The sequence below is a fragment of the Roseateles microcysteis genome, from assembly GCF_036880965.1.
Lineage (GTDB): Bacteria > Pseudomonadota > Gammaproteobacteria > Burkholderiales > Burkholderiaceae_C > JAUASW01.
Window position 1 is genome coordinate 945,358 of record NZ_JBAJMV010000001.1, and the last position, 25,890, is coordinate 971,247.

At 66.4% G+C, this 25,890-nt stretch carries 22 protein-coding genes; 5 read left to right on the plus strand and 17 right to left on the minus strand.

From position 1 onward, the window contains the following. Positions 1-127: 127 nt before the first annotated feature. A complete protein-coding gene (locus V3596_RS04335) occupies positions 128-682 on the minus strand; it encodes a YceD family protein (RefSeq protein WP_334276355.1) in 555 nt (184 codons plus the stop codon). Between the two features lie 43 nt (positions 683-725). On the opposite strand from V3596_RS04335, the gene V3596_RS04340 reads away from it, so the two are divergent. Beyond that, a complete protein-coding gene (locus V3596_RS04340) occupies positions 726-1,325 on the plus strand; it encodes a Maf family nucleotide pyrophosphatase (protein ID WP_334276356.1) in 600 nt (199 codons plus the stop codon). After that, entirely contained in the window at positions 1,322-2,095 is a 774-nt protein-coding gene (locus V3596_RS04345; RefSeq protein WP_334276357.1) for an SAM-dependent methyltransferase, read from the plus strand. The genes V3596_RS04340 and V3596_RS04345 overlap by 4 nt, the downstream gene beginning before the upstream one ends. Positions 2,096-2,099: 4 nt before the next feature. Here the strand turns inward: V3596_RS04345 and V3596_RS04350 are convergent, their stop codons facing one another. The 13 genes from V3596_RS04350 to V3596_RS04410 all read right to left on the minus strand — a co-directional run bounded on the left by V3596_RS04350 (position 2,100) and on the right by V3596_RS04410 (position 17,531). Continuing rightward, a complete protein-coding gene (locus tag V3596_RS04350) occupies positions 2,100-3,575 on the minus strand; it encodes a DEAD/DEAH box helicase (protein WP_334276358.1) in 1,476 nt (491 codons plus the stop codon). Positions 3,576-3,635: 60 nt separating this feature from the next. Further along, entirely contained in the window at positions 3,636-4,730 is a 1,095-nt protein-coding gene (locus tag V3596_RS04355; RefSeq protein ID WP_334276359.1) for an MraY family glycosyltransferase, read from the minus strand. Between the two features lie 35 nt (positions 4,731-4,765). Beyond that, the gene (locus V3596_RS04360) at positions 4,766-5,917 is read right to left on the minus strand and encodes a Wzz/FepE/Etk N-terminal domain-containing protein (protein ID WP_334276360.1); all 1,152 of its coding nucleotides are present in this window, start codon (positions 5,915-5,917) and stop codon (positions 4,766-4,768) included. Further along, positions 5,917-7,854, minus strand: a complete 1,938-nt coding sequence (locus V3596_RS04365) for an SLBB domain-containing protein (protein ID WP_334276361.1) — start codon at positions 7,852-7,854, stop codon at positions 5,917-5,919. Before V3596_RS04365 ends, V3596_RS04360 begins: the two co-directional genes overlap by 1 nt. Before the next feature lie 101 nt (positions 7,855-7,955). Next, a complete protein-coding gene (wecB, locus tag V3596_RS04370; protein WP_334276491.1) occupies positions 7,956-9,095 on the minus strand; it encodes a non-hydrolyzing UDP-N-acetylglucosamine 2-epimerase in 1,140 nt (379 codons plus the stop codon). Continuing rightward, positions 9,082-10,092 (minus strand): SDR family NAD(P)-dependent oxidoreductase, encoded by a 1,011-nt coding sequence (locus V3596_RS04375; protein WP_334276362.1) that lies wholly within the window; start codon positions 10,090-10,092, stop codon positions 9,082-9,084. Before V3596_RS04375 ends, wecB begins: the two co-directional genes overlap by 14 nt. Positions 10,093-10,123: 31 nt before the next feature. After that, positions 10,124-10,996, minus strand: coding sequence for a dTDP-4-dehydrorhamnose reductase family protein (locus tag V3596_RS04380; protein WP_334276364.1), 873 nt, complete (start codon positions 10,994-10,996; stop codon positions 10,124-10,126). A 16-nt stretch (positions 10,997-11,012) separates the two neighbouring features. Beyond that, the gene (locus V3596_RS04385; RefSeq protein ID WP_334276365.1) at positions 11,013-12,230 is read right to left on the minus strand and encodes a glycosyltransferase family 4 protein; all 1,218 of its coding nucleotides are present in this window, start codon (positions 12,228-12,230) and stop codon (positions 11,013-11,015) included. Then, positions 12,227-13,267 carry a glycosyltransferase gene (locus V3596_RS04390; RefSeq protein WP_334276366.1) on the minus strand — a complete coding sequence of 347 codons (1,041 nt, stop codon included), beginning with the start codon at positions 13,265-13,267 and terminating at the stop codon, positions 12,227-12,229. The genes V3596_RS04385 and V3596_RS04390 overlap by 4 nt, the downstream gene beginning before the upstream one ends. Continuing rightward, entirely contained in the window at positions 13,264-14,082 is an 819-nt protein-coding gene (locus V3596_RS04395) for a 2OG-Fe(II) oxygenase (RefSeq protein WP_334276367.1), read from the minus strand. The genes V3596_RS04390 and V3596_RS04395 overlap by 4 nt, the downstream gene beginning before the upstream one ends. A 96-nt stretch (positions 14,083-14,178) precedes the next feature. Further along, positions 14,179-15,285 (minus strand): EpsG family protein, encoded by a 1,107-nt coding sequence (locus V3596_RS04400; protein WP_334276368.1) that lies wholly within the window; start codon positions 15,283-15,285, stop codon positions 14,179-14,181. Continuing rightward, entirely contained in the window at positions 15,282-16,205 is a 924-nt protein-coding gene (locus tag V3596_RS04405; protein WP_334276369.1) for a glycosyltransferase family 2 protein, read from the minus strand. The genes V3596_RS04400 and V3596_RS04405 overlap by 4 nt, the downstream gene beginning before the upstream one ends. A gap of 39 nt (positions 16,206-16,244) precedes the next feature. Then, positions 16,245-17,531, minus strand: a complete 1,287-nt coding sequence (locus tag V3596_RS04410; RefSeq protein ID WP_334276370.1) for a flippase — start codon at positions 17,529-17,531, stop codon at positions 16,245-16,247. A 99-nt stretch (positions 17,532-17,630) separates the two neighbouring features. On the opposite strand from V3596_RS04410, the gene V3596_RS04415 reads away from it, so the two are divergent. From V3596_RS04415 to V3596_RS04425, 3 genes are all read left to right on the plus strand, one after another. After that, a complete protein-coding gene (locus V3596_RS04415) occupies positions 17,631-17,852 on the plus strand; it encodes a hypothetical protein (protein WP_334276371.1) in 222 nt (73 codons plus the stop codon). Positions 17,853-17,947: 95 nt separating this feature from the next. Beyond that, entirely contained in the window at positions 17,948-19,852 is a 1,905-nt protein-coding gene (locus tag V3596_RS04420) for a sulfatase family protein (protein WP_334276372.1), read from the plus strand. Between the two features lie 7 nt (positions 19,853-19,859). Further along, positions 19,860-20,912 (plus strand): sulfotransferase family protein, encoded by a 1,053-nt coding sequence (locus tag V3596_RS04425; RefSeq protein ID WP_334276373.1) that lies wholly within the window; start codon positions 19,860-19,862, stop codon positions 20,910-20,912. Here V3596_RS04425 and V3596_RS04430 read toward each other — a convergent pair. From V3596_RS04430 to V3596_RS04440, 3 genes are read right to left on the minus strand one after another with little or no spacing between them, the layout of a single operon-like run. After that, entirely contained in the window at positions 20,909-22,114 is a 1,206-nt protein-coding gene (locus V3596_RS04430) for a type II secretion system F family protein (RefSeq protein ID WP_334276374.1), read from the minus strand. The genes V3596_RS04425 and V3596_RS04430 overlap by 4 nt on opposite strands. Continuing rightward, positions 22,114-23,814 carry a GspE/PulE family protein gene (locus V3596_RS04435; RefSeq protein ID WP_334276375.1) on the minus strand — a complete coding sequence of 567 codons (1,701 nt, stop codon included), beginning with the start codon at positions 23,812-23,814 and terminating at the stop codon, positions 22,114-22,116. The genes V3596_RS04430 and V3596_RS04435 overlap by 1 nt, the downstream gene beginning before the upstream one ends. Then, positions 23,814-25,850: a secretin N-terminal domain-containing protein gene (locus V3596_RS04440; RefSeq protein ID WP_334276376.1), complete on the minus strand. Its 2,037-nt coding sequence runs from the start codon at positions 25,848-25,850 to the stop codon at positions 23,814-23,816. The genes V3596_RS04435 and V3596_RS04440 overlap by 1 nt, the downstream gene beginning before the upstream one ends. Positions 25,851-25,890: the final 40 nt, after the last annotated feature.

Below are 25,890 nucleotides of genomic sequence, written 5' to 3' on the forward strand. Positions count from 1 at the left end.
GCCTGCCACCGTCGCCTGGGCAACCCCGTGTCGATGAGCGCGCCACCAAGACGCGAGCAATCCAACCCGGGAAAGCCCGCGATTCTAGCACGGCTTCTGAACTTCCCAAAGCTCCCAGCGTGCAAAGCTATTGCGAGCCACTGCCCTTCTTCAAAGCCGCCAGGGCGGCAAAGGGATTGGGGCGCTTTTCCTCGAAGACTTCGTCATCCTCCGCGGGCACCGGCAAGGGCTGGGGGCAGGTCTCGTGGCGCGGGACCAAGGGCAGCGCCAGCAGCAGCTCGTCTTCGATCAGCTCGGCCAGGTCCAGATGGCGCTGCAGCGCCAGGACATCTTCCTCGCTGTCGACATCGAGCTCGGCGGCCTCGTTCTCGTCCTTGACGAAGCGGATACTGCGCTCCAGTGCCAAGGTCTCGCCTACGGCCTTCAGGCAGCGCTGGCAGGTCAATTGAACGCTGGCGCCGATCTTCAGATGCAACCAGGCTTGGGCTTGGCCCCGCACTTCGCGCGTCTCACCTTCGACGGACCAGGTGACAGCAGGCCATTGGCTGGCCGGCGATTCTGCAGCCGCCGCCTCGGCCAGGCGCTGCAGGCTGGTCGCAGGCCATTCGCCGTGCAAGCTGGCAGCATCGCGCGCGAACGCGGCGACGTCGAGCTTGCGGGGGTCAAAAACTCGTTCTTTCATGCCGCAAGTGTAAGAGCGCCGACCCCGATGGGAGAATCTCCCCATGCTTCAAAGCCCCCCCGCCCTGATTCTTGGCTCGACCTCACGCTACCGGCGCGAACTGCTTGAGCGCCTGCGCATGCCCTTCACCGTCCAGTCGCCCGAGGTCGATGAAACACCGCGGCCGGGAGAGGCTCCCGCAGCCCTCGCCGTGCGTCTCGCCTTGGCCAAGGCACAAGCCGTTGCCTCACAGCATCCGGACGCCGTCGTGATCGGCTCCGACCAAGTAGCCGATCTGGAAGGCAAACCCATAGGCAAGCCGGGTACCCATGAGCGTGCCATCGAGCAGTTGCGAGCGATGCGTGGCAAGCAGATCGTTTTCCAGACCGCCGTGGCGGTGGTCTGCCTGAGCCGAGGCTTTGCCGCGCAGTCACTGGCCCCGGTCGTGGTTCGTTTTCGCGATCTCTCGGACGCGGAAATCGAAACCTATCTGCTCGCTGAGAAGCCGTACGACTGCGCCGGCAGCGCCAAGTCCGAGGGACTGGGGATCAGCCTCCTGAGTGCGATCGAATCCGACGACCCGACCGCCTTGATAGGCCTGCCACTGATCCGCACCTGCGAGCTGCTGCGCCAGGCAGGCATCAACCCGCTGGGCCGGTCATGAAGGGGCGGCTGGTCCTGATGCCCAACACGCTGGACTTTGGCGTGCCAGGCGCCGAGATGCCTCTGCAGGACGTGCTGCCGCATCTGGCACTGCAGCAGGCGGCGGGCATCAAACACTGGGCAGCCGAGAACGCCAAGACCACGCGGGCCTTCCTGAAGCGGGTCGACGCGATCTGTCCACTGAATCTGCCGTTGCAGGAGCTGCAGATTGCCGAGCTGCCACGCCCACCCAAGGGCGGCGGCAAGTCACCGGCCGGCGACGACAGCAGCGCTGCCTGGCGGGCGCTTCTGGCGCCAGCCCTGCAAGGTCATGATGTGGGTTTGATTTCCGAAGCCGGCTTGCCCGCCGTGGCCGACCCCGGCGCGCGCCTGGTGGCCCAGGCACATGCGACCGGCATCGAGGTCTTGCCGCTGAGCGGGCCGAGCTCGCTCTTGATGGCGCTGTCGGCCAGCGGACTCAACGGGCAGAGCTTTGCCTTTGTCGGCTACCTGCCGGTAGACGCTGCGGCGCGAACGGCGCGGATCCGCGAGCTGGAGCAGCTCTCGCAGCGGCAGGCGCAGACCCAATTGATGATCGAGACGCCCTATCGCAATGAGGCGCTCTTGCAGGCCTTGCTGGCCAGCCTGAAGCCTCAGACGCAGCTCTCGGTCAGCTGTGGGCTGACGCTGCGTGAGGGCTGGACCCGCAGCACGACCGTGGCGCAGTGGCGCCAGCATCCCAGAGCCTTGCCGGACAAGATCCCGGCCGTCTTCGCCTTGCTGGCCGGCTGACCTATCAGGCTGTTTCCGGGGCCGACTCGACCAGTGCGGGCCGCTTGGCGCCAAACAACGCAGCCACCTTCTTCTTGGGCTTGATATTGCTGGACACGCCCTTGACCGCAGGCTGGGCCGCGTTCTTTTCCCAGGCCGGCGGTTCGTTGCTGCCGCTGGCTTCGTAGGGCTTGTCGAAGAAGGCGTCGCGCGGCGCCGAGGGCGCGCGGTAGCTGCTGCGCGGGGCGGAAGCCACCGGCGCCGGCGCTGCCGCTGCCGCGACGTATGCACCTTCTTCAGCATCGCGCCTCGGCGCGCGGCGCGGACGCTCGCTCTCGATCTCCAGCGGATCGAGATCGATCTTGCGCTTGATCAGCTTCTCGATGTCGGCCACCAGGCGGGTGTCGTCACGCGCCACCAGGGTCACGGCCAGGCCGGAAGCGCCGGCGCGGCCCGTACGGCCGATGCGGTGGACATAGTCTTCCGCATTGAAGGGCACGTCGAAATTGAAGACCGCCGGCAGGTCGGCGATGTCCAGGCCGCGGGCCGCAACATCGGTGGCCACCAGCAGGTCGACTTCACCGCGCTTGAAGGCTTCCAGCGCCTTCAGGCGTTCGTCTTGCGACTTGTCGCCATGCAGGGCCGCAGTGCGCAGGCCATCGCGCTCGAACGAGCGGGCCAGGCGGGCCGCGCCCAGCTTGGAATTGACGAACACGATCGCCTGCGTCAGCGAGCGCTCCTTGATGATCTGGCGCACGGCCTGGCGCTTGTCGTCGTCGCTGACGCTGTAGAAGCGCTGCTCCACCGTGGTGGCCGTGGCATTGGGCCGCGCCACCTCGACCAGGATCGGGTCTTGCAGATAGCTCTGCGCCAGACGCTTGATCTCAGGCGAGAAGGTGGCCGAGAACAGCAGGGTCTGGCGGGTCTTGGGAAGGTAGCTCAGGATGCGCTGCAGGTCCGGCAGGAAGCCGATGTCCAGCATGCGGTCGGCCTCGTCGAGCACCACGTACTCGACCTGGTTGAGCACGCAGTTCTTTGCCTCGATATGGTCCAGCAGGCGGCCCGGGGTGGCGATCAGCACCTCGACGCCGGCCTTGAGCTGCAGGGTCTGCGGCTTCATGTCGATACCGCCGAACACGCAGGCCGAGCGCAGATTGGTGTGCTTGGCGTAAGCCTTGACGTTGTTGGCCACCTGGTCGGCCAGCTCGCGTGTCGGGGCGATCACCAGGGCGCGCACCGGATGGCGGGCCGGCGAAGCGCTGGCGTTTTCATGCTTGAGCATGCGCTGCAGCAGCGGGATCGAGAAGGCAGCGGTCTTGCCGGTGCCGGTCTGGGCCGCACCCATCACGTCACGCCCCTCCAGCACGATGGGAATCGCCTTGGCCTGGATCGGCGTCATCATCAGGTAGCCGGAGTCGGCCACCGCGCGAAGCAGCTTGGGGTCCAGGGGCAGCGTGTCGAAGCGCGCGGGCGCGACTTCTGGGAGGGTCGTTTCGGTCATAGCCCGCGATTATCGCTGTCTTCGTCGATAAACGCGGGTTTTCACCGGCGCAGCCTGGATTTAGCGCCGCAACACCAGCCAGCGCGGTGTGCGAAAACGCACGATGCGCCAGTACATGGTGATGTAGCCGAGCGCAAAAACGCCCAGGGCAATGCCCAGCGCCGCATCGTCATCCCACCAGATCACGGCCGGGATCGAAGAGGCCGAGCACACCACCCAGAGGTAGGGCGCCGTGAGCGAATTGCGCCGGGTCAGCTCGCGAGCGTCCCGGCTGCCGATGGCCCAACGCATCAGGCGGCGGTACACCAGGCTGTGCAGATGCACGCCATCGGGCATGCCGACGGGGCGCCCGCGCACGACCTTGCGCCGGTACATCGAGAACACCGTCTCGATCACGGGATAGGCGCACAGCAGCAAGGGGAACAGCGGCGAGACATCCGGGTTGCGGTTGATCAGGAGGATGCTCAGCTCAGCCAGCAGGAAGCCCAGGAAATAGGCGCCGCCATCGCCCAGGAACACGAGGCCGGCCGGATAGTTCCAGACAAAGAAACCCAGCGTTGCCGCGGCTGCCATCAGGGCGCAGCCGGCCACCAGCTGATCGCCCACCGTCAGGGCCACGGCAGCGACGCCGCTGAGCATGATGATGCTGCACATCGAGGCCAGGCCATTGAAGCCATCGATGATATTGATCGAATTGGCCACGCCAGCGACCACGAAGATGGCCAGCAGCGCCCCGCCCACCGAGGTGGCGGCAATCAGGTCCAGGCCCGGAATGGCGGTGTGATCGATACGCGCGCCCAGCAGGAATACGCCCAGCAGTGCTGCGGCCATCAAGGCCAGCATGCGCCAGAGCGGGCTGATGCGCTTGGTTGCATCCTCCAGCAGCCCGATCAGGAAAGCCGGCATGGCGCAGAGCAGCAAGCCGCCGACCAGTGCTCGACCATCGGCCAGCTTGTACAAGGCCAAGCCAGTGCCGGCCAGCACGCCCAGAAAGATGCCCAAACCGCCAATGCGAGGCACGGCGCGCGAATGAAATTTCTGCGGACCGGAAAAATCGTGATCGGCGGAGAGCTTGGAGTGCAGCCGCGCTGAACGGACGATCAGCAGGGTGGCCACAAAGGCGACGGCAAAACTCAGGGCGAGGGTGGAGAGCATCTAGCAGCGGCTGATCAAGAAAGGGCGGCCAGGCCTCAGGCCTTGCCGCGCAGCGCCAGGCCGAGACTGCCGAGCTTGCTGCGCGAAGCCTCGGAGGCGGTCAGGCGCCAGCGCCAGCGCAGCAAAACAAAACCCAGGAGGCCCAGGCCGCACAGCACACTGGTGACCAAGCCGACGATGGAACGGCGCGGCTTGATCTTCTTCTCCGGAACAACAGCCGCATCGACGACCTGGATCAGACCACCTTCCCGGCTCTCATCGACACGCGCGAGTTCGAACTGGCGCGAGAACAGCTCGAACAGAGTCTCCTGGTACTTGAACTCGCGGTACTTGCTGATGTAGTCGCTGCCCTCGCCGCTGGTGCTGGCCTCAGCACGTGCCAGTTGCTGCCTCAGGGCGCTCGTCACCGCCTGCTGCTGCTGCACCTCAGGTGCATTGGCAGTCAGACTGCTGAGCAAGGCTTGCAGCTTCACTTGCGCCGCGGTGGCCTCGGCCTGCAACCGGGCATAGCCTTCCGCTGCAGCCTTGGGCTCTGCTTTCAAGCTGCCCGCACTGAGCCCGCTGTCCTGCAGCGTGCGCTGCGCAGCCGCCAGCCTGTCACGCGTATCGGCGAGGTGTTTCTCGAAGAAGACCTTGCGCTGCTGCGCCTCGGTGATCGCAATCTCGGAGGTGATGCGGCGAAATTCTTCGACCATCGCGGCCGCCATTTCCGCAGCCCGCTTGGGCTCGTGATCATCGACCTCAATGGTGATGAGGCCATCACGCCGCCCGGCTGTCACGCGCAGCTTGGTCCAGAAGACCCTGCGCACATCCATCAGCAGCGGTTCTTCATAAACCGCCGAGAGCTGGAAGCGCTCGATCATGCGATCAGCCACGGTCCGGCTGAGCAGGATGGACACGTACTGGTCGAGCTGCGTTCTGACCCCGGCCGCGCCGCCCGCCAGGCCAGCCAGCGCCCCCAGCGAGGAGAGTGCCGAGGCCGCCGCCGACTGTTGCTGCTGTGGCGGCAACAACACCGTGCTCGCACTGAAGGTCGGGCGGACCAGATAGCTCAAACCGACCGCCAGCACGCCGGCCGCGAGGCCGCCAACGACGATCAGACGCGCATGACGGGCGACTTCAAGAAGCATGTCCAGCCCACCCATTTCGGCGGACTGCGGGGCGGCAGCCTTGGTTTGTTCGCTCATCATTTCAGGTTCTTGAGGGCCACGGCGCCGAGGCCGAACTGCGACAGTATGGAGGCCCAGTCCTTGGCCTCCTGTGTCCAGCTGACCTTGTTCATGTTCTCTGGCACAAAGATCGTGTCGCCCGGCAAGGCGGCCAGGGCCTCGACAGCCTGGGCACCGCTGAAGCTCCAGCCGCTGCGGGTATTGCGAGCGCTGACGACGCTGCCATTGGCGCGAATCACGAAGGTGCTGTCCGCGTCGGCATTGCGAGTCGGACCGCCGGCCAACGACAGGTACTGCTCCAGGTTGCGGCCATCGGCAAACAGATAGCTGCCGCCGTTGAACACGCTGCCATAGACATTGATCGACGTCGGACGCGATGGCACGAACAAGCGGTCCCGGTCCTCGACCGCGAGCAGCGGCAGGTCGCGGTCCTGCGGCCCGAACTGCAAGACGATGCGGCCGGTCGGCTTGACCGAACGCAGGCGCTCGATCAGCTGGAGCTGGTCGAGGCTTCGGCCAACGACAGCTCCGTCTGGCGGAACGACCTTTTCCTTGCGCGTGACGGCGGCACGGTTGAACTCGGTTTCGAGCTCACGCAGAGCCCGGTCGTAATTCTCCTGCTGCGAAATGCGCGTGCTCTCGCGGGTGAACTCGGCACCGAACACAAATGCCTCGGAGGTCAGGCCGCCGGCTGCGGCAATGGCATCCCGCAGGGTGCTGCCAGCGGGGAGCACATAGTCGCCCGGTCGCTGAACTTCGCCATCGACGCGCACACGCTTGCTCAAGCCAACACTGGGCCTGGCCAGGTCGGCAGCGCTTGAGATGCGCAGCACGTCGCCATGCTTGAGGACCAGGCCCTGATCCTTCTGAAGATCAACACTCTTGAGCGCCTGGCCAGCCTTGTCATCAAAGCTGTAAAGCGAAGCCACGGTGCGATTCGCGACGGCCGAGACGCCGCCCGCCATGCGCAGAACATCGTTGACTGTCTCACCGGCGCGCAGCTCGAAGACGGCCTGATTGTTGACACTGCCGATCACGCCCACCTGCGGACCGACGGCGCCGACATGGATCACGTCGCCACTGCGCAGCGGGCGGTCGGCACTGCGATCACCCTTGAGCAGGAAGTCGTAGAGGTCCAGCGAGCTCAGCGTGGCGCTGCCGCGTCGCAACTGGATGTTGCGGAAGCTGCCCACGGCGGTGGGGCCGCCCGCCGCCATCACGGCCTGCAGCATCGACGACAGCGCGCTGACCGGATAGGCCCCCGGCTTCTGCACGAAGCCGGTCACGTAGACACGCACCGACTTGACCGCCCCCAAGGCCACTGACAGATCGAAGTTCTTGAACTGTTGGCCGACCCGCAGGGCCAGCACCTTGCGCAGCTCCGAAAAGCGCAGCCCGCTCACCGCCACGCTGCCGACGCGCGGAATGGCCACCATCCCGGTGCGATCCACCTGCAGGCGAAGATTGGCTTCCACGCTGCCCCAGAGGTTCAGCAGGATCTCGTCGCCAGCGCCGATCAGGTAGTCCTCGGGCACGAGGCTCGGACCATCATCGCCCTCATCGACCGGATTGCCCTGCGAAAGCTGACTCCCAAAATACCGCACCAACTGCATCGGTTCGCCGTCGCGGTCAAAACTGCTCTTGCTGTTGGTGGCGAGGCGGCTGACAAAGAGCTCAAACTCCGATGGCGCCGGCTCAGGGCGCTGGGCAGCTTCATCCTCGCGGGAGAGCGGGTCGCCGGCCTCGCGCGACTTGCGCTCGAAGTTGCTGTTCGACTTCTGCTTGCCATCGGCCTGCTTGCCATTGACGGCGCGCGGCAAAGGCTGGGTCAGTCGGATCGGGCCGCCCATCGCGCCCGCGCCAGTTTCAGCGCCAGTACCGGCCTGGCTCATGGCCAGCGGCGTCAAGGCCAGCAGGGCAAGACCGGACACCAAGGTTGCAATGAGTTTGCGCATAGGGCGATAGGAAAGGCTCCAGGCCTTGGTAGAGAGAGGCAAGGCCGTGAGCTCGCAGCCTCGTTCGGCGCGGATTCTAGTCCGCACCCCGCGCGTGCGGTTCATGCCGGCTTGCGCCATACCTTGCGGTTCACGAAGCCCGTGTAGCTGATGATGATGCGAAGCACCTTGTCAGACACATTGGCCGGTGAATAGTCGTGCACGAGACGCAGCAAGCGTTCATCACCGCGCGGCTGGCTCTCCAGGATCTTGAGCGCGTCCAGCACGAGCTCGGCATCGAAGCCGACCATCATCACCGCGCCCTCCTCCACACCTTCAGGCCGCTCATGCACCTCGCGCAGGTTCAAGGCCGGGAAGTTGAGGATGTTGGCCTCTTCGGTGATGGTGCCGCTGTCGGAAAGCACCGCGCGAGCGCCAGCCTGCAGCTTGACATAGTCCAGGAAGCCGAAAGGCTTCATGAACTGCACCCGGGGGTGCATGGTCTGCTGGGCAAGCAAGGATTCCAGCCGCTTGCGCGTGCGTGGATGCGTGGACACGATCACCGGCTCGTCGTAGCGCTCTGCCAGCTTGTTCAGCAGGTTCAGCAGGCGCTGCAGGTTCTCCGGCGCATCGACGTTCTCCTCCCGGTGCGAGCTGACGACGAAGTACTTGCCTTCGGTCAGGCCCTGGCGCTGCAGCACGCTTGAGGCCTCGATGCCGGGACGGTAATGCTCGAGCACCTCGCGCATCGGGCTGCCGGTGACGATCACCTGGTCCGGCGGCAGGCCTTCGCGCAGCAGGTAGTCGCGTGCGATCTGGCTGTAGCTGAGGTTGATGTCCGAGGTGTGGTCGACGATGCGGCGATTGATCTCTTCCGGCACGCGGAAGTCGAAACAGCGATTACCGGCTTCCATGTGGAAGATCGGCACCTTGCGGCGCTTGGCAGCAATGGCGGCCAGGCAGCTGTTGGTATCGCCGAGGATCAGGAGCGCGTCGGGCTTGGTCTGGTCCAGCACCTTGTCCACGTTCATGATCACCTGGGCGATGGTCTCGGCGGCCGTGGCGCCGGCCGCCTCCAGGAAGTGGTCCGGCTTGCGGATGCCGAGGTCGCTGAAGAAGACTTCGTTGAGCTCGTAGTCGTAGTTCTGGCCGGTATGCACCAGTACATGCTCGCAATGCCGGTCGAGCTGGGCGATCACGCGCGACAGCCGGATGATCTCCGGCCGCGTGCCCACCACGGTCATGACCTTAAGCATTGACAGCCTCCTTGATCAGGTCCAGCTGCATGAGCACCTGCTTGACCTCTTCGACCGTCAGCCGCTTGGTGTTGTGCGAGGTGTAGTCGTCGATGGTCGCGATCTCGGGCTGGCCCTCGACGAAGTACTTGGCGTAGTTCAGGTCGCGCGAATCGGCCGGGATGCGGTAGTAGCCGCCCAGGTCTTCCGAGCGCGCCATCTCTTCGCGCGAGACCAGCGACTCGTACAGCTTCTCGCCATGGCGAGTGCCGATGATGTTGATGTCGTTGCTCTTCTTGAGCAGCTGGCGCATCGCCTCAGCGAGGTCGCCCACCGTCGAGGCCGGCGCCTTCTGCACGAAGATGTCGCCGGGGCGCGCATGCTCGAAGGCGTAGAGCACCAGGTCGACCGACTCCTCGAGCGACATCAGGAAGCGGGTCATCGTCGGATCGGTGATGGTCAGCGACTTGCCGTCCTGCAACTGCTGCAGGAACAGCGGAATCACCGAACCGCGCGAGGCCATCACATTGCCATAGCGAGTGGCAGACAGCACCGTCTTCCTGGGGTCGCACAGGCGCGACTTGGCCACCATCACCTTTTCCATCATGGCCTTGGACATGCCCATGGCGTTGATCGGGTACACGGCCTTGTCGGTGGAGAGCACGACCACGCGGCTCACGCCCTGCGCAATGGCGGCGCGCATCACGTTCTCGGCGCCAACCACATTGGTCTTGACCGCTTCCATCGGATAGAACTCGCAGGACGGCACCTGCTTGAGCGCAGCAGCATGGAAGACATAGTCCACGCCGTTGAGCGCGTCATGCACGCTGTCGTAGTCGCGCACGTCGCCGATGTAGAACTTGACCTTGTCGCTCTTCAGGGCGATGCGCATGTCTTCCTGCTTCTTCTCGTCGCGGCTGAAGATGCGGATCTCGGCGAAGTCGGATTTCAGGAAGCGGGTCAGCACGGCATTGCCGAAGCTGCCGGTGCCGCCGGTGATCAGCAGGACTTTGTCTTTGAACATCTGGAACTCTCTGTCGTCAATCGTTGTGTCTTCAGCCGAACTCGCGCATGCGGCGCACCAGCTCGGGCCAGTCAGGGGGGGCATAGCCGGTGGCGGCGCGGAAGCGCCCGGAGTCCAGCGAGCGGTCGATCACCAGCTTGTCGTCCGGTGCAATCTCGTTGCTGCGCCCGTACTCGGCGGCCACCAGCCTGAGCAGCGTGTACTTGTCGATCGGCACCGTTGAAACATGCCAGGTACCGCGCAGTTCAGGATGCGGCACCACATGCTCCTTCATCACCCGCGCCAGCTCGACCGTGGGCAGGCCCGAGAAGATGGCCTTGGTGAAGCCACGCACCGGCCCTTGCTGCGCCAGGAACCAGCCGACCAGCCCATGCGCACTGGCCAGTTCGTGGCCGATGATCGAGGTGCGCAAGGTGATTGCATTGTCGTAGTCGACTTCACCCATCAGCTTGCTGCGGCCGTAAAGATCGTAAGCGTCCGAAGCGTCGCTCTCCAGATAGCCGCCCTTCTTGCCGGAGAACACGCAGTCGGTGCTGACATGAATCAGCCGCGCGCCGGCCACCTGCGCCAGCCGTGCCAGGCGGTGCGGCAGCAGCGCGTTGATCGGAATCGCGGTAAGCGGGTCGTCCGCCTCGGCCAGTTGCTTGACCACGCCGATGCAGTTGATCACCAGGTCGGGCTGCACCTGGGCGAACAAGCGGGTGAGGCTGTCCAGGCTCTCGACATCGACGCCGGCCACGAACTGTGCCGCAGGCGCCTTGGCCTGCAGCGTCTTGATGACAGCGGCACCACGCACCGAACCAAACACTTCGAAAGCCGGGTCCTGCGCAAACAGGCGCAGCACCGCATTGCCCAACATGCCGCTGGCACCCAGCACCAGCAGGCGGCGTTTCTCTTGATTCATGCTCAGTCTTCTCTTCTCAAGGGCGCGCCGCGACGGCGCGCTCGAAATGTTTCACCAGTGCGCTGGCCAGGCGCTCCGGCTCGTAGTGTTCGGCGTAGTAACGCCTGCCCGCTTCGCCCAGGGCTTGCCGCTCTGCCGCCGGCATGGCTTGCAGGGCCTGGGCCGCGGCTGCCAGTGCAGCACTGTCCTGTGCCGGGCTGGCCAATCCGGCGCCGGCCTCGCGCACCACGCGTGCACCTTCGCCATCGAGACTGGCCAGAATCGGGCGGCCAGCCGCCAGATAGGCCTGTATTTTGCTCGGAACCGTCAAGCTCAAGGCCGGGCCGCCCAGCAGACTGACCAGCAAGGCATCCGCCTGCGCAAAGATCGAGGGCATCTGCCCGGGCGGAAATCGCCCGGCCAGCGTGACCTGTGACAGCCCTCGCCTCTGGACCTGCTCGGCCAGCCAGGCATCGCGCGCGCCGCTGCCGACCAGCCACCAGCGGATGCCGGCATCCGGCCCCAGGCGCTCGGCGGCATCCAGCACGCAGTCCAGCGCCTGGACGGTGCCGAGGTTGCCGGCAAACACGATATTGAACACAGCGGGATCCAGGCCCAGCGGGCTTGGTGCCAGCGGGCCGGGCCTTGCTGCATCGCCCGGGTTCTCATGCACCGCCACAGGCACGCCACCGGCCATGGCACGGACCGGCGCCAGAAAGGCCTGTGACTGCACCAGCAACAGGTTGGTGCGACGGTAGATCCAGCGCACCACCACAGCCACCGCAGCCAGCGCCCGCTTGTTCCTGATGAAACCGGTGATTTCGAGGCTGTCGGGCCAAAGGTCCTGCACCCAGGTAACCAGCGCCGCCCCCTTGATCCACTTCAAGACGACGGCCGGTATCGCTTGCAGGATGGGGCTGGTGCCGTAGACGAAGATCACGTCAAAGCGACGGCCACGCAGCGCCCACGCCCCCATCAGCGAGGCGCAGGCAATGAAGGACAGATAGTTCAGCACCAGCGCACGCGCACCGCCGGGGCCGCGCGGCAGCAGCGGCACGCGCACGATCTCGAAGCCCTGGTGCCGCTCGCGCTGGATGCCGCCGACGCGGTAGCCATCGAACAGCCGGCCTTCCGGATAGTTGGGCTTGCCGGTCAGCACCGTCACTTCGCAACCCTGCTCGACCAGCGATTGCGCGATCTCGTTGATGCGAAAGGACTCGGGCCAGAAATGCTGGCTCAGCAGCAAGACCTTCATGCCGCCTCGTCGTGGAGCGCGCGCAGGAAATCCGCGGCGCCAACCGGCTGCAGCGGCGCCTCGGCCAGCTGCAGGAAGCGGCGCACTGCGCGAGCCATCGATACCGCCGAGCCCGGGTCGAAGGTCTGCACCGGTTCGCAGACATCGCGCACGAAATCCAGCTCGCCGGCCAGGATGGGCAGCCCGGCATTGCGCGCCTCGATCAGCGGCAGACCAAAGGATTCGCTCGTGGACGGGAACATCAGCGCTCTGGAAGAGCCATAGAGCTGCAGCACGTCCGCATGCGCCAGCGTGCCAAGGTTGCTGACCTGCAAGCCCAGCTCGACCGCCCGGCCAGCGATCCAGCTCGCCAGGCCGGCGTCGCGCGAAGAGAGGGTCAGGGCCAGCGTTGGGCGCAGGCCCTGCTCGGCCAGCAAGGCCCAGGCCTCGATCAGCGTGCGATGGTTCTTGTGCGCCTCGCCGTCAGCAACGTAGACGAAATCCCAGCGCGGCGCCGGCACCTGCTCGGCCGCCTCGGCCGGCAATGCAAAGGGCATCACATGGATCTTGACGGGCTCGGCGCCATACCAGGCCCGCAGCGCCCGCGCCATCGAGGGCGTTTGCACCCAGTAGCTGGCAACACGGCGCCGGAACAAGCGGCTGATCGCCTGCTCGAAGCGCAGCCGTTGGCGCGTCTTCCAGCTGAAGGCTGCCAGCGGCACCAGGCCCAGGTAATTGCGGTTTTGCTGAAACACCAGCACAGGCGCGGCATTGCGCATGAGCGGCGGCAGCCCATGGAAGCACAGCACCCGATCCTGAGCCCGACCAGCGCGGGCCAGTGAGACCTCGGCCCCCAGGCGCGAGCCGAAGCTGGCACGCACCCAGGTGATCTCGCTGCCCGCCGGAGGCACCAGGCGGCCACGTGCGCGCGCGTCCAGCCAGGCAACCAGCGGCCGCCCGGCTGGCCAGGCCGCCAGCAAGGCCTGCAGCAGCACAAAGCCGCCGCCGGTGTGGACATTGGGCGCGTACAGCAACAGGCGCCCGGCCGCGTCGCTCACTTCTTGGGACCTTGGTACACGTCCTTCTTGCCCAGGCCCTGAGGCACCAGCATGCGCACCGCCTGGCGCAGGCCGTTGTCGGCACGGGCCAGCAGGCGGCGCAACGGCTGCTCAGGGCGAGCACTGAATGAAGTGACGTTGAAATAGTCCTCGCCTGTCGGCGAGCGCGGCGAGAAGTAGTAATTCGAGACGCAGCAACGCACGCCGTCGGCCTGCACCGGACTGACCGAATGCCAGGAGGTGTGCGTCGTCTCCATCAGTGCCAGGCGGTTGAAGCGGCTGACGATGGTGGCGTTCCTGCGCACATCCCGGTCCCACAGCTCCAGGTTGCCGCCGTTCTCCAGCGTCCAGCCGGGCGTCACGTAGTAGAGCAGGTTGAGCGTGCGGTAGTAGGTGCGTGTGGCCTCGTGGGAATTGTCGATATGCGGGCCCAGGTGGTGGCCACGCACCATCGCGCTCAGGCCGCCGGCATAGAGACTCGAGTCGGGGAGCTGCTGCTCAATGCCGGTGATGGCCTCGACTTCGGCCAGCACCCGCGGGTCCTGCACGGCGAAGGTGATGTCAGCCATCAGCGGGTCGAACTTCTCGAACGCCTTCGAGGTGTATTTCTTCTCGCGGAAGCTGTCCATCAAGCGCATCGACTCGGGCTTGGGGAAGGCGGCATGAATGCGCTCAGCCAGCGCCTGAGGAAGCAGGTCGTCGATGACGCAGTAGCGCACGCCGACCTCGGCACGCGAGGCCTCGAAAGCCTGCCGCAGCGCAGCGCGATCACGCGCCAGGCGCTCGACGATCAATTGAACCAGCTCTTCTTTCATTCAAGGACCCGTAGCCGAATTGGAGGCGTATTGTCCCATCGCCATGCGGCACGTCTGCTCATTGCCGCAAATCCGCATGCCAGGCCGAATGCGCGCTCAGCGCACCAGCCACAAGGGGGAAATGGGCTCGTAGGGCAACGGCGGGGCGAAGAAGTTGGAGAGCGGGTAGCGCAGCAAGGTATTGAGCAGCGCCACGCTGAGCAACAAGCCCAGCACCGCATTGCGCGACCACAGGCCCGACCGCGTGCTCGCCATGGAGCCGGACAATGCCACCAGGATCACCAGCGCGAACTGCCAGGCGCGGTCACCCACGGCAGCCATGGCTGAACCGAACAGCAGCAAGGACAGCGCGGGCATCGACGCCAGCAAGGCACGCAACCACAGCATGTGCACCGCCTCAGCCTCTGGCGAATGCTGCTCCCGCCGCATCAGCGCGTGCACCATGGCAATGGCCACGAACAGCAGGGAAATCAGCGAAATCAGGTTGAGGCCGGCCGCACCCGACGCCTGCCCGGCATAGTCATCGAGCTTGGAACTGTCGATGTCGCTGCCCAAGGCGAGCGCCACCAGGCTCAGCGCAAAGGCAAGCGGTGCCAGGGCTGCACTCAGCCACCAGCGGCGCAGCCACCGCGTTGGAATGAGCGAAAACACGATGAAGGGCACGCAGAACAGAAGCACCTGCAGATGCTGCGAAACGCCCAGCACGAAAGCCAGCAAGCCGAGCAGGCGATGCCCTCGCAGCACAGCCAGCAAGCCCATCAGGGTGATGGACAAGGCCAGCCCGGCCCGCAGCGCGTTTGCCTCGAACAGCGTGATGGCATACAGCTGAATCAGCAGGATCCACCACCACCCCAGGCCCAGCCGGCGCATGGCAAAGGTGCGCAGCCCCACGGAGACGCCTGCCAGCAAGGCGTAAGTCGTCGCTGCATCGAACCAGTCCAGCAGCCCCTTGGCGAGCGCAACAAAACCCAGCTCGAAAGCGCCGCCACCCGGAATCAGCAGATAGGGGAAGGTCAAGGGCAGAAGCTCGAAGGCGGTCTGCCAGTCCGTGTCCTGCATGGCACGGAAGTAACTCATGTAGTTGGCGTAATCGTAGGAAAAGCTCTCTGCCGTGACCGGCAGCATGCGCAGAAGCACGAACAGGCCCGCCAGCAAGCCGCCCGCCAAAGCGTGATCGCGGCACTCGCCTCGGGGCTCGTTCATGCACCCGCCCCTTGCCGTGCCTTGTACTGGTAGTAGGCACGACGCAGCATGCCCACCAGCAGCTGGCGCCACACACCCAGTTCCATTGCCAGCGCGGGGCGCCTGCCCAGCGCCCGGAAGAACCAGCGCAGGGCCGTCAGCGGCCGGCCAGACTGGGCGTGATTCTTCGCGGCAATGGCCATGGCCCGCGCCAGCGAAGCCTGCCTGCCCTGCTGGCCTGGCTCAGCCTGCCAATAGCGCTCCATCACCTGCACGATTTCCTCGGCACGCGCCGGCTGCATGACCCGAAACGAGGCCGAGCCCTCATGGATCCGGTACTCCGCCAGTGGCTCCGCCACGCGAATGAAGGGCCCTTGCACCGAGGCGCGCAGCCAGAACTCGAAATCAGGCACCTGGCGCAAGGCGGCGTTCCAGCCACCTTGCGCATCAAAGACCGTGCGGCGGAAGAAGGCGCCGGGACCGGGCTGGCATACGAGGTCCACACAGAGGCGGCGGCGGTCGAATTCCTCTGCCTGCACCGTGCGCAGGCGCTGGCCTTGCGCGTCGATCAGCCAGAAGTCGCAATAGGCGACGGCGGCGTCCGGCCGGGCCTGCAAGGCCGTGACCATGCGGCTGATGGCACCCGGCAGCAGGCAGTCGTCCGAACTGAGATAGGCAAGGATTTCACCTTGCGCCTGCGCCCAGCCCTTGTTCAGGGTCGCGGCCTGGCCGCTGTTGGCCTGGCTGATCACGGTCAAGCGCCCCGGATGCGCCGCTTCGTAGCGACGCGCAACAGCCAAGGAGTCGTCGGTCGAGCCGTCGTCGATGACGATGTACTCGAGCGCCGCATAGTCCTGTGCCAGCACGCTCTCGATGGTCGCAGCCAGGTACTCCGCCTGATTGAAAACCGGGGTGATGAGGGTGACGGTGGGCAGGGGCATGGGCAGGTTCAAGGACGGCGGGATTGTATGCAGCGCTGCTCAGCCGGCCGAGGGCGCCACCACCTCACGGCGCGCGCGCCGGCACAGCCAGAACAGCGCCGCAGAATCGGTGACCATGCGCAGTAGCCAGGCCAGGGCCGCGCCCATGACACCCCAGTGCGTCGTGAAGACCCAGAGCGCCAGCAGAAACAAAGGCAGCTCGGCGCTGTGCAACAAGGCCGGCGCCCGGTACTGCCCGGCGCCATGCAACCAGGTCAGCGGCACATGGGCCAGGCAGTTGATCAGGATGCCGACAGCAAACACCTGCAGCAAAGGCGCGCTGTGGCTCGCCAACTCGGCATTGATCCAGTGGCGCAAGAGGGGCTCCGCGAAGAAGGCCAGGCCGGCGCAGATCGGCAGCAGCACCAGGAAGAGAATTCGCACCGCGCGGTCATACAAGGCCCAGGCGCCCGCGTCCTGGCGCGCGGCCAGCGCGGCGAAGGCCGGGAACAGCACCGCCGTGAGCGCCCCGGGAATGATCCAGAGCTTGGTGACGATCTCCTGCGGCGTTGCGTAATAGGTCGTGGCCACCGCCGACACGGTGATGCCGATCACGAAACGGTCCACGTAGCCCATGAAGGGGCTGACCACATTGCTGAGCGTCAGCCAGCCGCCGGAAACCAGCAGGGGCCGCACCCAGTCAGGATCCCAACGCAGGCGCCCGCGCAACTGCGGCAGCGCACGCCAGACGAAGAAGCCATGGACCAGGCAGGCCACAACCCGTCCCAGCGCCAGCGCCACTGTGATGGCCAGCAAGTCTGGCCCGAGCCACCGCATCACCAGCCAGGGGCCCGCGAAGGTCCATGCCCCCATGGGCAATCGGATGTAGTTCAGCACCTCGAAGGCATGCCGTGCTTCAAGCATGCCGCGCAGCCCGGCCGTCACCACGATGAAGGGCATCGCCAGGCCCATGACTGCGCAGGCCGCAATGGCTTCGCGATAGTCGGGCACCTGCTTGAGCAGGCTGACACCCCAGGGCGCCAGCACCACCATCAGCAAGCCACCAACCGCCCCGAGCGCCGCCATCAGCAGCAGCGCCGTGGCACTGAGGGTGCCGATGCGCCGGTCGTCCTTGCGGTCGAGCAGGATGGCCAGTTGCTGTGTCAGCGCCCGACCCAGGCCCAGGTCGAACAGCCCGAAGTAGCTGGTGACCGCCCAGACCAGGGTCAGGAGGCCGAACCGCGCCTCGCCCAGGCCATGGATCAGGGCCGGAATCGTGAACAGCGCCAGCAGCAGCGGCGCGCCCAGTCCGACGAGATTGAACAGCGTGTGGCGGGCGAGTTTCAAGGGTGGGGGCTGAGCTGTCTGACGGGGGCGGCGGATTGTACGAGGCTGGTAATATTCGCCGCGCCGGGCCTGCGCCCGCCTCCGTCCTGACCCCGCCGCATGCTGTCTTCCGTCCGCTTCGCCCTGTCTGTCCTGCTGGTCCTGCTGTTGTCGATGTCGCCGGCCTACGCCTACATCGACCCAAATGCCGGCGGCCTGCTGTTCCAGCTGCTGGCGCCCTTGTTTGCAGCCGTGCTGGGCGGTTGGCTGTTCCTGCGCCGCTGGATTTCCGACCTCGCCCGGCGCCTGTGGCGCCGCGTGCTGGGCCGGCCTGAGGAATGAGCCTCGGGCCCGCATCGGGACAGCCCTCCTCTTCTGGCAAGCCCGCGAAAACCGGTCAAGTCGGTCACCACAAACACGCCAGCGCTGCCTGGGTCATGGGGCTCAGCAGCTACGCCGCGCTGGGCCTGATCTGGCTGCCGCTGGTGCTGCTGCGCCAGGTTGACGCTTTCCTGGCCTTCAAGCGGCCGCTGGAGCTTGCAGGCGACCTGGCGCTCGCCTATGTGTTGCTGCTCGTTCCTGTGGCACTGCTGACCACTCTGGCGCTGATGCTGAAGTTCGTACTGCGACGCCTCGGCCTGCGTCGCGAACCAGCCAATGGCGCCGCCTGGTTCGTCGTCATGGGCCCCACGTTGTGGGTCTGCAGCTGGCAACTCGGCGGCAGCGCCTGGGCCTGGCTGAAAACCGTGACCGCGAGCTCGACCCTGACCATCGGCTCCCACGGCCGCGTCGCGGCCAGCGTGGCCTTGCTGCTGGTCCTGCTACTCCTGATCCGCCGCCAGGGCATGGCTGCCTTTTTCGGCGGCCTGGTCCATCGCCTGCGTGCCTTGCATCGCCCGGCATTGCTGATGCTGGCGCTGTCGGTCGGCTTGCTGCTGGTGCAACCGCCGCGCCTGCTGTCACGTCCCGCGCCCGCTGCCGTGGTTGCGGGCGGCGCCGACAAGCCCGACATCATCCTGATCACGATCGACACCCTGGCAGAAGCCGACGCCCAGGTCTGCGGCGATGGACCCACGCTGATGCCGCGACTGCGCGAGTTCGCCCAGCAGGCCACCTGCTTCTCGCGCCACTACGCCAGCAGCAACTTCACGACACCCAGCACGGCCACGATGGAAACCGGCAGCCTGCCATGGAACCACTGGGCGGTGCAGATCGTTGCCAAAGTGGCGTCGCCGCTGCAGCCGGTCTCGCTGGCAGCGCAGCTGCGCGCCGCCGGCTACGAGACCCATGCCGTCAGCACGAACCTGCTGGCCAGCCCGCGCCACCATGGCACCGACCGCAGCTACGACAGCGAAGTGATAGCGCCGTCAACGTCCTGGGGCGCCAAGCCGCGCGAGGTGCTGACCCTGTTCCCTGACACGACCCTGCCCTACTGGTTCTCGGCCATCGTGCCCTTCCTGGACACGCTGGACATTTACCGCCACGGCGAGCAGCACCCTTATGCGCCGGAGCAGGCCTATGCCGTGCTGCAGCAACGCATGGCCGAGCGGCACCAGCGGCCGCAATTTTTCTGGGTCCACACGCTGCCCCCGCACGACCCCTATCTGCCGCCGGCCAGCACCAAGCACAAGCTCTTGAACGGGCCGGAGCTGGCCCGCTGGAGCGAGTTCCAGGCGATGGGCCCCTATGCGGCAGACAAGCAGCCGCTGATGGACAAGTACCGGCTGCGCTACCGCGAGGCCATCATGGGTTCGGACGAAGCGCTGGGCCGCCTGCTCGATCAGTTGCGCGCCAGCGGCCGCCTGGACAAGGCCATCATCGTGATCAGCTCCGACCACGGCGAGTCTTTCGAGCGCGGCTTCCTCGGCCACGCGGGCGGCCTGATCCACAACGCGGTGCTGCAAGTGCCGCTCGTGGTGCGCCTGCCCGGTCAGCAGGCAGCACAACGCATCAGCACACCCGTCAGCCTCGCCGACATCGCGCCGACCATCGCCGACCTGGCCCATGCCCCGACCCTGCCGCAGGCCGACGGCCGATCATTGCGAGCAGCTCTGGAAACCGGCGCCATCGAACCGCGTCCGGTCTACGCGATGGCGATGGAGCGTCAGAGCCGCTTCGAGACCATCCGCGCCGGCCACTATGCGGTGATCGACGGCGACTACAAACTGGTCCTGCACCTGGCCGAGAAGCACAGCGAGCTGTTCGACCTGAGCCGCGATCCCCTGGAGCTGCAGGACTTGAGCAAGACCGAGCCACAGCGCGCCGCGACGATGCGCCAGATGCTGGAGGCACAGCTGCACCAGGCCGAGGCACACCGGCAATCGCTGTTTGACCGGCACTGAAACAGCCATGCGACTGCCGAGCCTGTCCATCACCCGCCCGCTGCTGGCCTGGCTGCGTGAAGACCGCCAGTGGCAGACCCTGGATTGGCGTGTCCGCGCAATGCTGGCCTGGAAGGCCGGTCTCGGCAGCCTGAATGCCAAGCTCAGCCGTGCACAACAAGCGTCAGCAACAAGCAGGCAGCCGCTCGCGCCGCTGCTGATCCTCGGCCCCTGGCGCAGTGGCACGACGGTGATGCATGAGTTGCTGAGTGCTGCGACCGGCTGGCCCACACCGCTGACCTGGCAATGCATGGACCCGACGGCCTTCCAGCTTGGCAGCGCACCACGCCGCGATGTCGTGACAGCGCGTCCGATGGACGGCTTGGCACTGGGCAGCCTGTCGCCACAGGAAGATGAATTCGCGCTGCTCGCGCTGGGCGCGCCATCGGCGTACCGGGCCTTCTGGATGCCGCATCGCCTGACGTCCCTGCTGCCAACGCTGGAGCAGCAGTATTGGCTCGACGAACCACAGTGGCTGGACACCTGGGAGGGCTTCCTGCGCGCGGTGCACCGCGGCGCGGCACCCGGCCATGGCTTGCTCCTGAAGTCACCCAATCACACCTTCCGACTGCAGGCGATTCTTGGCCGCCATCCACAGGCGCGCGTCGTCTGGATGCTGCGCGATCCCCAGGCGGTGTTCTTCTCCAACCGCAAGATGTGGCGGACGATGTTTGCCGAGCATGGCCTGACTCCAGCGGACGAGGCGGCCCTGGATCACTTCCTGGCACGAGCGCTGCAAGCCAGCGCCGAGGCCCTCGAGTGGGCCCTCGCCCACCTGAGCGCCGACCAGCTCGTGTGCTGCACGCAGGAGGCACTGCGCGATGCGCCGCTTGCCGAGGCACAGCGAGTGCTTGCTGCACTGCACCTGCCTGCCGACGAAGCAGCATTGGAAGCCGCGATTGCAAGTACCCGCAGTGGCCGCGTCGAACATTACCCGCAAGCGCCTCCAGACTGCGCGCAAGCGGCGATTGCCAGGCTGCGTGAGATCCAGGCCGACGCAGCGGCCCGTTTTGCCGCCTAGCCAGCCAGGTCGTTCATGCCGGTGATGGCCAGCATCACTGCGACCATGACCACGCCGATGACCGCACCGATGATGAGGATGGCCGCCGGCTCGATCAAGGTCAGCAGGCGCTTCTGTGTCGTGCGGGCGGCATCGCTTTGGCTCTGGCCCAGCACCAGCAGCATGCGCGGCAGCTCGCCGCTGCGTTCACCCACCCGGATCAGGTTGAGCCGCGCGGGCGGGAACCAGGTCTGCGTCTCCAGGCCCGCCGCCAATGTCTGACCCTGCTTGAGAGACTGGGCGGTGCGCGCCAGACCCTGCTTCAGGCGTTCGAGCTTGAGCACCCGCGTCGACAGCTCTAGCGCTTCGACGATGGGCACGCGGTTGGCCAGCAGGGTGCCGAGCACGGTGGCCCAGCGACCGATCTCGCCCTGCAAGAGCCAGGGGCCGATGCCCGGCACACCCAGCATGGCCTGCAGCACGCGATTGCGCAGCTCGGGCCGGCTGGCTGCCATGCCGAACAGGGCAGCCAGGGCGCCGAAACCAAAGCCGAATGCGTCGAGATGGGCGCGCATGAAGACGCCGGCTTCGATGACCCAGCGCGACATCTCCGGTATGTTGCCCCGAGCGCTGCGCAGCATCGGCGCAAAGCGCGGCACGACGCCGATGAAGATCAACAGCACGGCCAGCACGCCGGTCACCACCAGCACGGTCGGATAGATCAGCGCGCTGCGCAGTTCCTCGGCCGACTTGCGATCCAGCTCCATCTGGTCCGCGGCCTCGCTCAGCGAACGTGCCAGTTGCCCGCTCGCCTCGCCGGCCTGGGCCAGCGCCAGCACATAGGGCGGCATGGCCAGTCGGGCATCCGCCAGCGCTTCGGACAGACGGCCACCGCCGCGCACATGGGTGTTCAGGCTCACCAGAGCCGGGCCGAGCGATTGCGCGGCATAGGCTTCCGCGAGGCTCGGCAGCGCATCCCCGAGGGTCACGCCGGCGCTGAGCAGCGTGGTCAGTTCCCGCAGCACCAGCACCTTCTCTGCAACGCGCACGCGGGCGCCACGGCCACCGCCGCGAACCGGGCGCGGAGCGTCCAGACGCTCCAGGCGCACCGGCACCAGGCCCTGCGCTTCAAGCTTGCGCAGCGCCTCGACCTCGCTGGCGGCCTCGATGCGGCCCTGATGGGCCTGACCGTCGCGGTCGCGCGCGTGATAGTCGAAACGCATCAGTCGTCGAGGCTGGTGCCCGTGGCACGCAGCACCTCGTCAAGCGTCGTCGCGCCCGAGGCCACCTTGAGCACGCCTTCCTGGAAAAGGCTGCGGCGACCTGCCGCATCGGCAAGCGCCTCGATGCGGGCAATGGGCTCGTCCTCTGCAATCGCATGCTGGAGCTTGGGGCCGACGTCCATCATCTCGTAGATGCCGACACGCCCCTTGAAGCCGGTCTGGTCGCAAGCAGCGCAGCCACAGGCCTTGCGCCAGCGGGGCAACTCGCCCGTCTCGCCATCTTCGCCGGCGTCTGCCAAGGCCAGGCGAATCGCGCTCTCGCTCAGCGCGGCGGGCGCATCGCCTGCAATGGCGCAGGATTCACAGAGTCGGCGCACCAGGCGCTGTGCCATCACGGCCCGCAGCGAGGCCGCGACCAGGAAGGGCTCCACGCCCATGTCCACCAGTCGCGTGATTGCCGAAGGCGCGTCATTGGTGTGCAGAGTGGCCAGAACCAGGTGACCGGTCAGTGCCGATTGGATGGCAATCTCGGCCGTCTCACGGTCGCGGATCTCGCCCACCATGATGACGTCGGGGTCGTGGCGCAGGAACGCCCGCAGCGCCCGAGCGAAGGTGTAGCCGATGTCGGACTGGGTCTGCACCTGGATGACGTTGGGCAGCCGGAACTCGACCGGGTCCTCGACCGTGACGATCTTCCTCGTCATGTCGTTGGTCGCTGCGAGCGCCGAATAAAGCGTCGTGCTCTTGCCCGAGCCGGTCGGGCCGGTCACCAGCACCAGGCCATTGGGAATGCCCAGCCAGCGCTTGAACAGCGTCAGCTGAGTCGGCCGCATGCCCAGCCTCTCCAGCGAGAGATCGGCCCGGCGCTTGGGCAGCAGGCGCATCACGATCGATTCGCCATAGACCGCCGGAATCGAGGACACCCGCACATCGATCTCCGCGCCTGCGGCACGGGTCGAGATTCGGCCGTCCTGCGGCAAGCGGCGCTCGGCGATGTCCATGCCGGCGATCAACTTGATGCGCGATGCCACGGCCGGGTAGCGGTCCATGGGCAGCGTCGAACGGCGGTGGAGCACGCCGTCGATGCGCAGCCTCACCTCGAACTCGCGCTCACCGGGCTCCAGGTGGATGTCCGATGCGCGCGCCTCCACCGCCTGGGCCACCAGGTTGTTGACCAGAGCGATGACCGGCGCATCTTCGGCCAGTTCACGCAGGGCGCGGGCATCCAGCGCCTGCAGCGAGGTTTCGCGCTGGTCCAGGCGCTGGCGCAGGCCATCGAAGTCGGCCTCGGGCAGCAGCGACCAGGACGCGCCCCTCAGCTGTTCATGCTCGGCAACCGCCTCACGCAATTCCGCCTGCAAGGGATCGGTGGCGGCCAGTTGCCAGGCCCCCGTTTCGTCCTGCCAGGCCAGCAGGCCTGAGCTGAGCAGCCGTGCTGCCGCGCCGCCCAGCGCCAGTTGCCCGGCGCGCAGCAGCGCATCATCGAGCTGGTTGGCGCGCACCAGGCCCAGCCCCAGTTGCTCGGCCAGTACCGGATACAAGGTCTCGCCGGTCAGCGCACCCATGCGCAGCAGCACGGCGCCGACACGGCCGCCATGGGCCGCCTGATAGGACAGCGCTGCCTCGAGATCCGCCTCGCGCAGCAGCCCGCGCTCGGTCAGCAGCTCGCCGATGCGTCGGGAGGTCGAACCGGCCTGCATCAACGTCGGGCGCCGTCGGTGGCCCGCTCGGCAGCTTCCGGCTTCGCACGGCCGGCCCAACCGCCCAGCGTCTTGCGGAAGGCCTCGGTGATGGCTTCGGCCTCATGCGAGTCGTTGGCGATATAGGGCGTGATCAGGATGATCAGTTCGCGCCGCTCCCCGGACTTGGACTGCTTGCTGAACAGATTGCCCAGCAACGGGATGTCCTTCAACCATGGCACGCCAGCACCACCCTGCTCGCCCTTCTCGGAAATCAGGCCGCCCAGAAGCACGGTGGCGCCGTTCCTCAAGGTGAGCTTGGTTTCGATACGGCGGGTGCCGAAGGTGGGCGAACTGGACACGCCCGTCTCGGTCTTCGAGGCGTCGCTGACTTCCTGCGAGACATCCAGGTCGATCTGGTCGCCCGAATGGATGACCGGCTTGATCTTCAGGATCACGCCGGTGCTCCGGTACTGCACCGTCTGCAGAATTCCGCCGCCCGTATTACCCACGGCGGCCTGCTGCTGCGAAGTGATGATGGGCACTTCTGAACCGACCTGGATGGTCGCGGATTCGCCATTGCGTGCCATCAGGCGCGGGCTGGAAAGAATCGTCGCGCGGTTGTCGCTCGCCAGGGCGTTCACTGCGGCGCGCATCGCGCCGGCACCGTTGAAGACCTGGAAGCTCAAGCCGGCCGAGGTCGTGCTGGTCGTGCCGCCGATGCCGCCGCCGCCTCGCGAACTGACGGTATAGCTGCGATCACTTGTGATGCGGTTCGAAAGCCAGTCCACGCCGATGTCACGCGAGTCCGTCAACGACAGCTCAGCCACGGTGACTTCGATCAGCGCTGACTTGGCGGGACGGTCCAGCGACTCCAGCAAGCCGGTGAGCTGACCGTAGTCCTCCGGACGCGACTGGAAGATCAGCGTGTTGGTCGACTTGTCGACCACCACCGAGCTGAACTGCTGCGGGGCAGTGCCGGTAGCGGCAGCAGCGCCTGCCTGGCCTGCCGGCGCCGTGCTTGCAGTCGCACCGGCATTGCCAACGCGCGAACCGCCCAGCACCCGGTCCAGGGTCTGCGCCAGCAACTCGGCATCCTTGTGCTTCACCGCGTACTGGAAGAAATTCTTGCCCACGCCACGCTCGCCAGGACGATCCAGGTTGCGCGCCCAGTTGGCCACATGATTGGCCACCGTATCGCTGTTGGCGAACACGTAGATCGCGTTCAGGGCCGAAACCGGCAGCAGGATGACCGGGCTGCGGGAAGCACCCGGGACCACGGCCTGACCGATCGGGTGCACGGCATAGCCTTCGGCCGACAACACCTCATGAAGCCGGCGCGCCAATTCCTCGGCCGACCAGTACGCCGGTGTCAGGGCCAGGCTGGTGCGACCCTTCATTGCCGGCTGGTCGAGCGTGTCGATGGCCTCCAGCGCGGACTTGATGTTGTCGGGATTGCCGCTCAGCAACACGGCGTTGCGGCCTGCATCCTCGCTCACCTTGACGCGATCACCGAACATCGTCCGCAACCAATTGGTCACATCGGTCTGTCGGACCGAAGTCAGGGTCACCAAATGGAACACGGGGCGCAGCGGCGACGGCACGTCGGGCGTCGTGGCGCCGAAACGCAGGCTGGGCAGATCACCGAAGGTCGCGTTGTCAGGCACGATGCGCACCAGGCCGCCAGCCTCCACCACCGAGAGGCCGTAGCTCTTCAGCAGCACGCGCACGGCCTGCTCGAGCTGGGCCGCCGTCTGCCCGCCGCCGGAGCGGAAGGTCACCAGATCTTGTCGCGTGGCGACCGATGCATGGGGGCTGACCGGCTTCTTCAGGATCTCCGCGTAGACAACCTGAATGAAGGATGCGAGGTTCACCTGCTGCAGATTCACTGCGGCCAGAATCTCGCCGTCGGCCGGTATCGCGCCGGCAGGCTCCTCCCGCGCTGCCGGGCTTGTCACCGGCGCCTTTGGCGCGGGGGAGACACGCAGGGTGCGTTCATTGGCCTTGGCCGCTCCGTCCTCGACCGCCGGGGCTGCCGTGCCGTCGCCCACGTTCATCCGCTCCGGGATGCGGGGTTGAAGTGAGGTACAGCCGGCC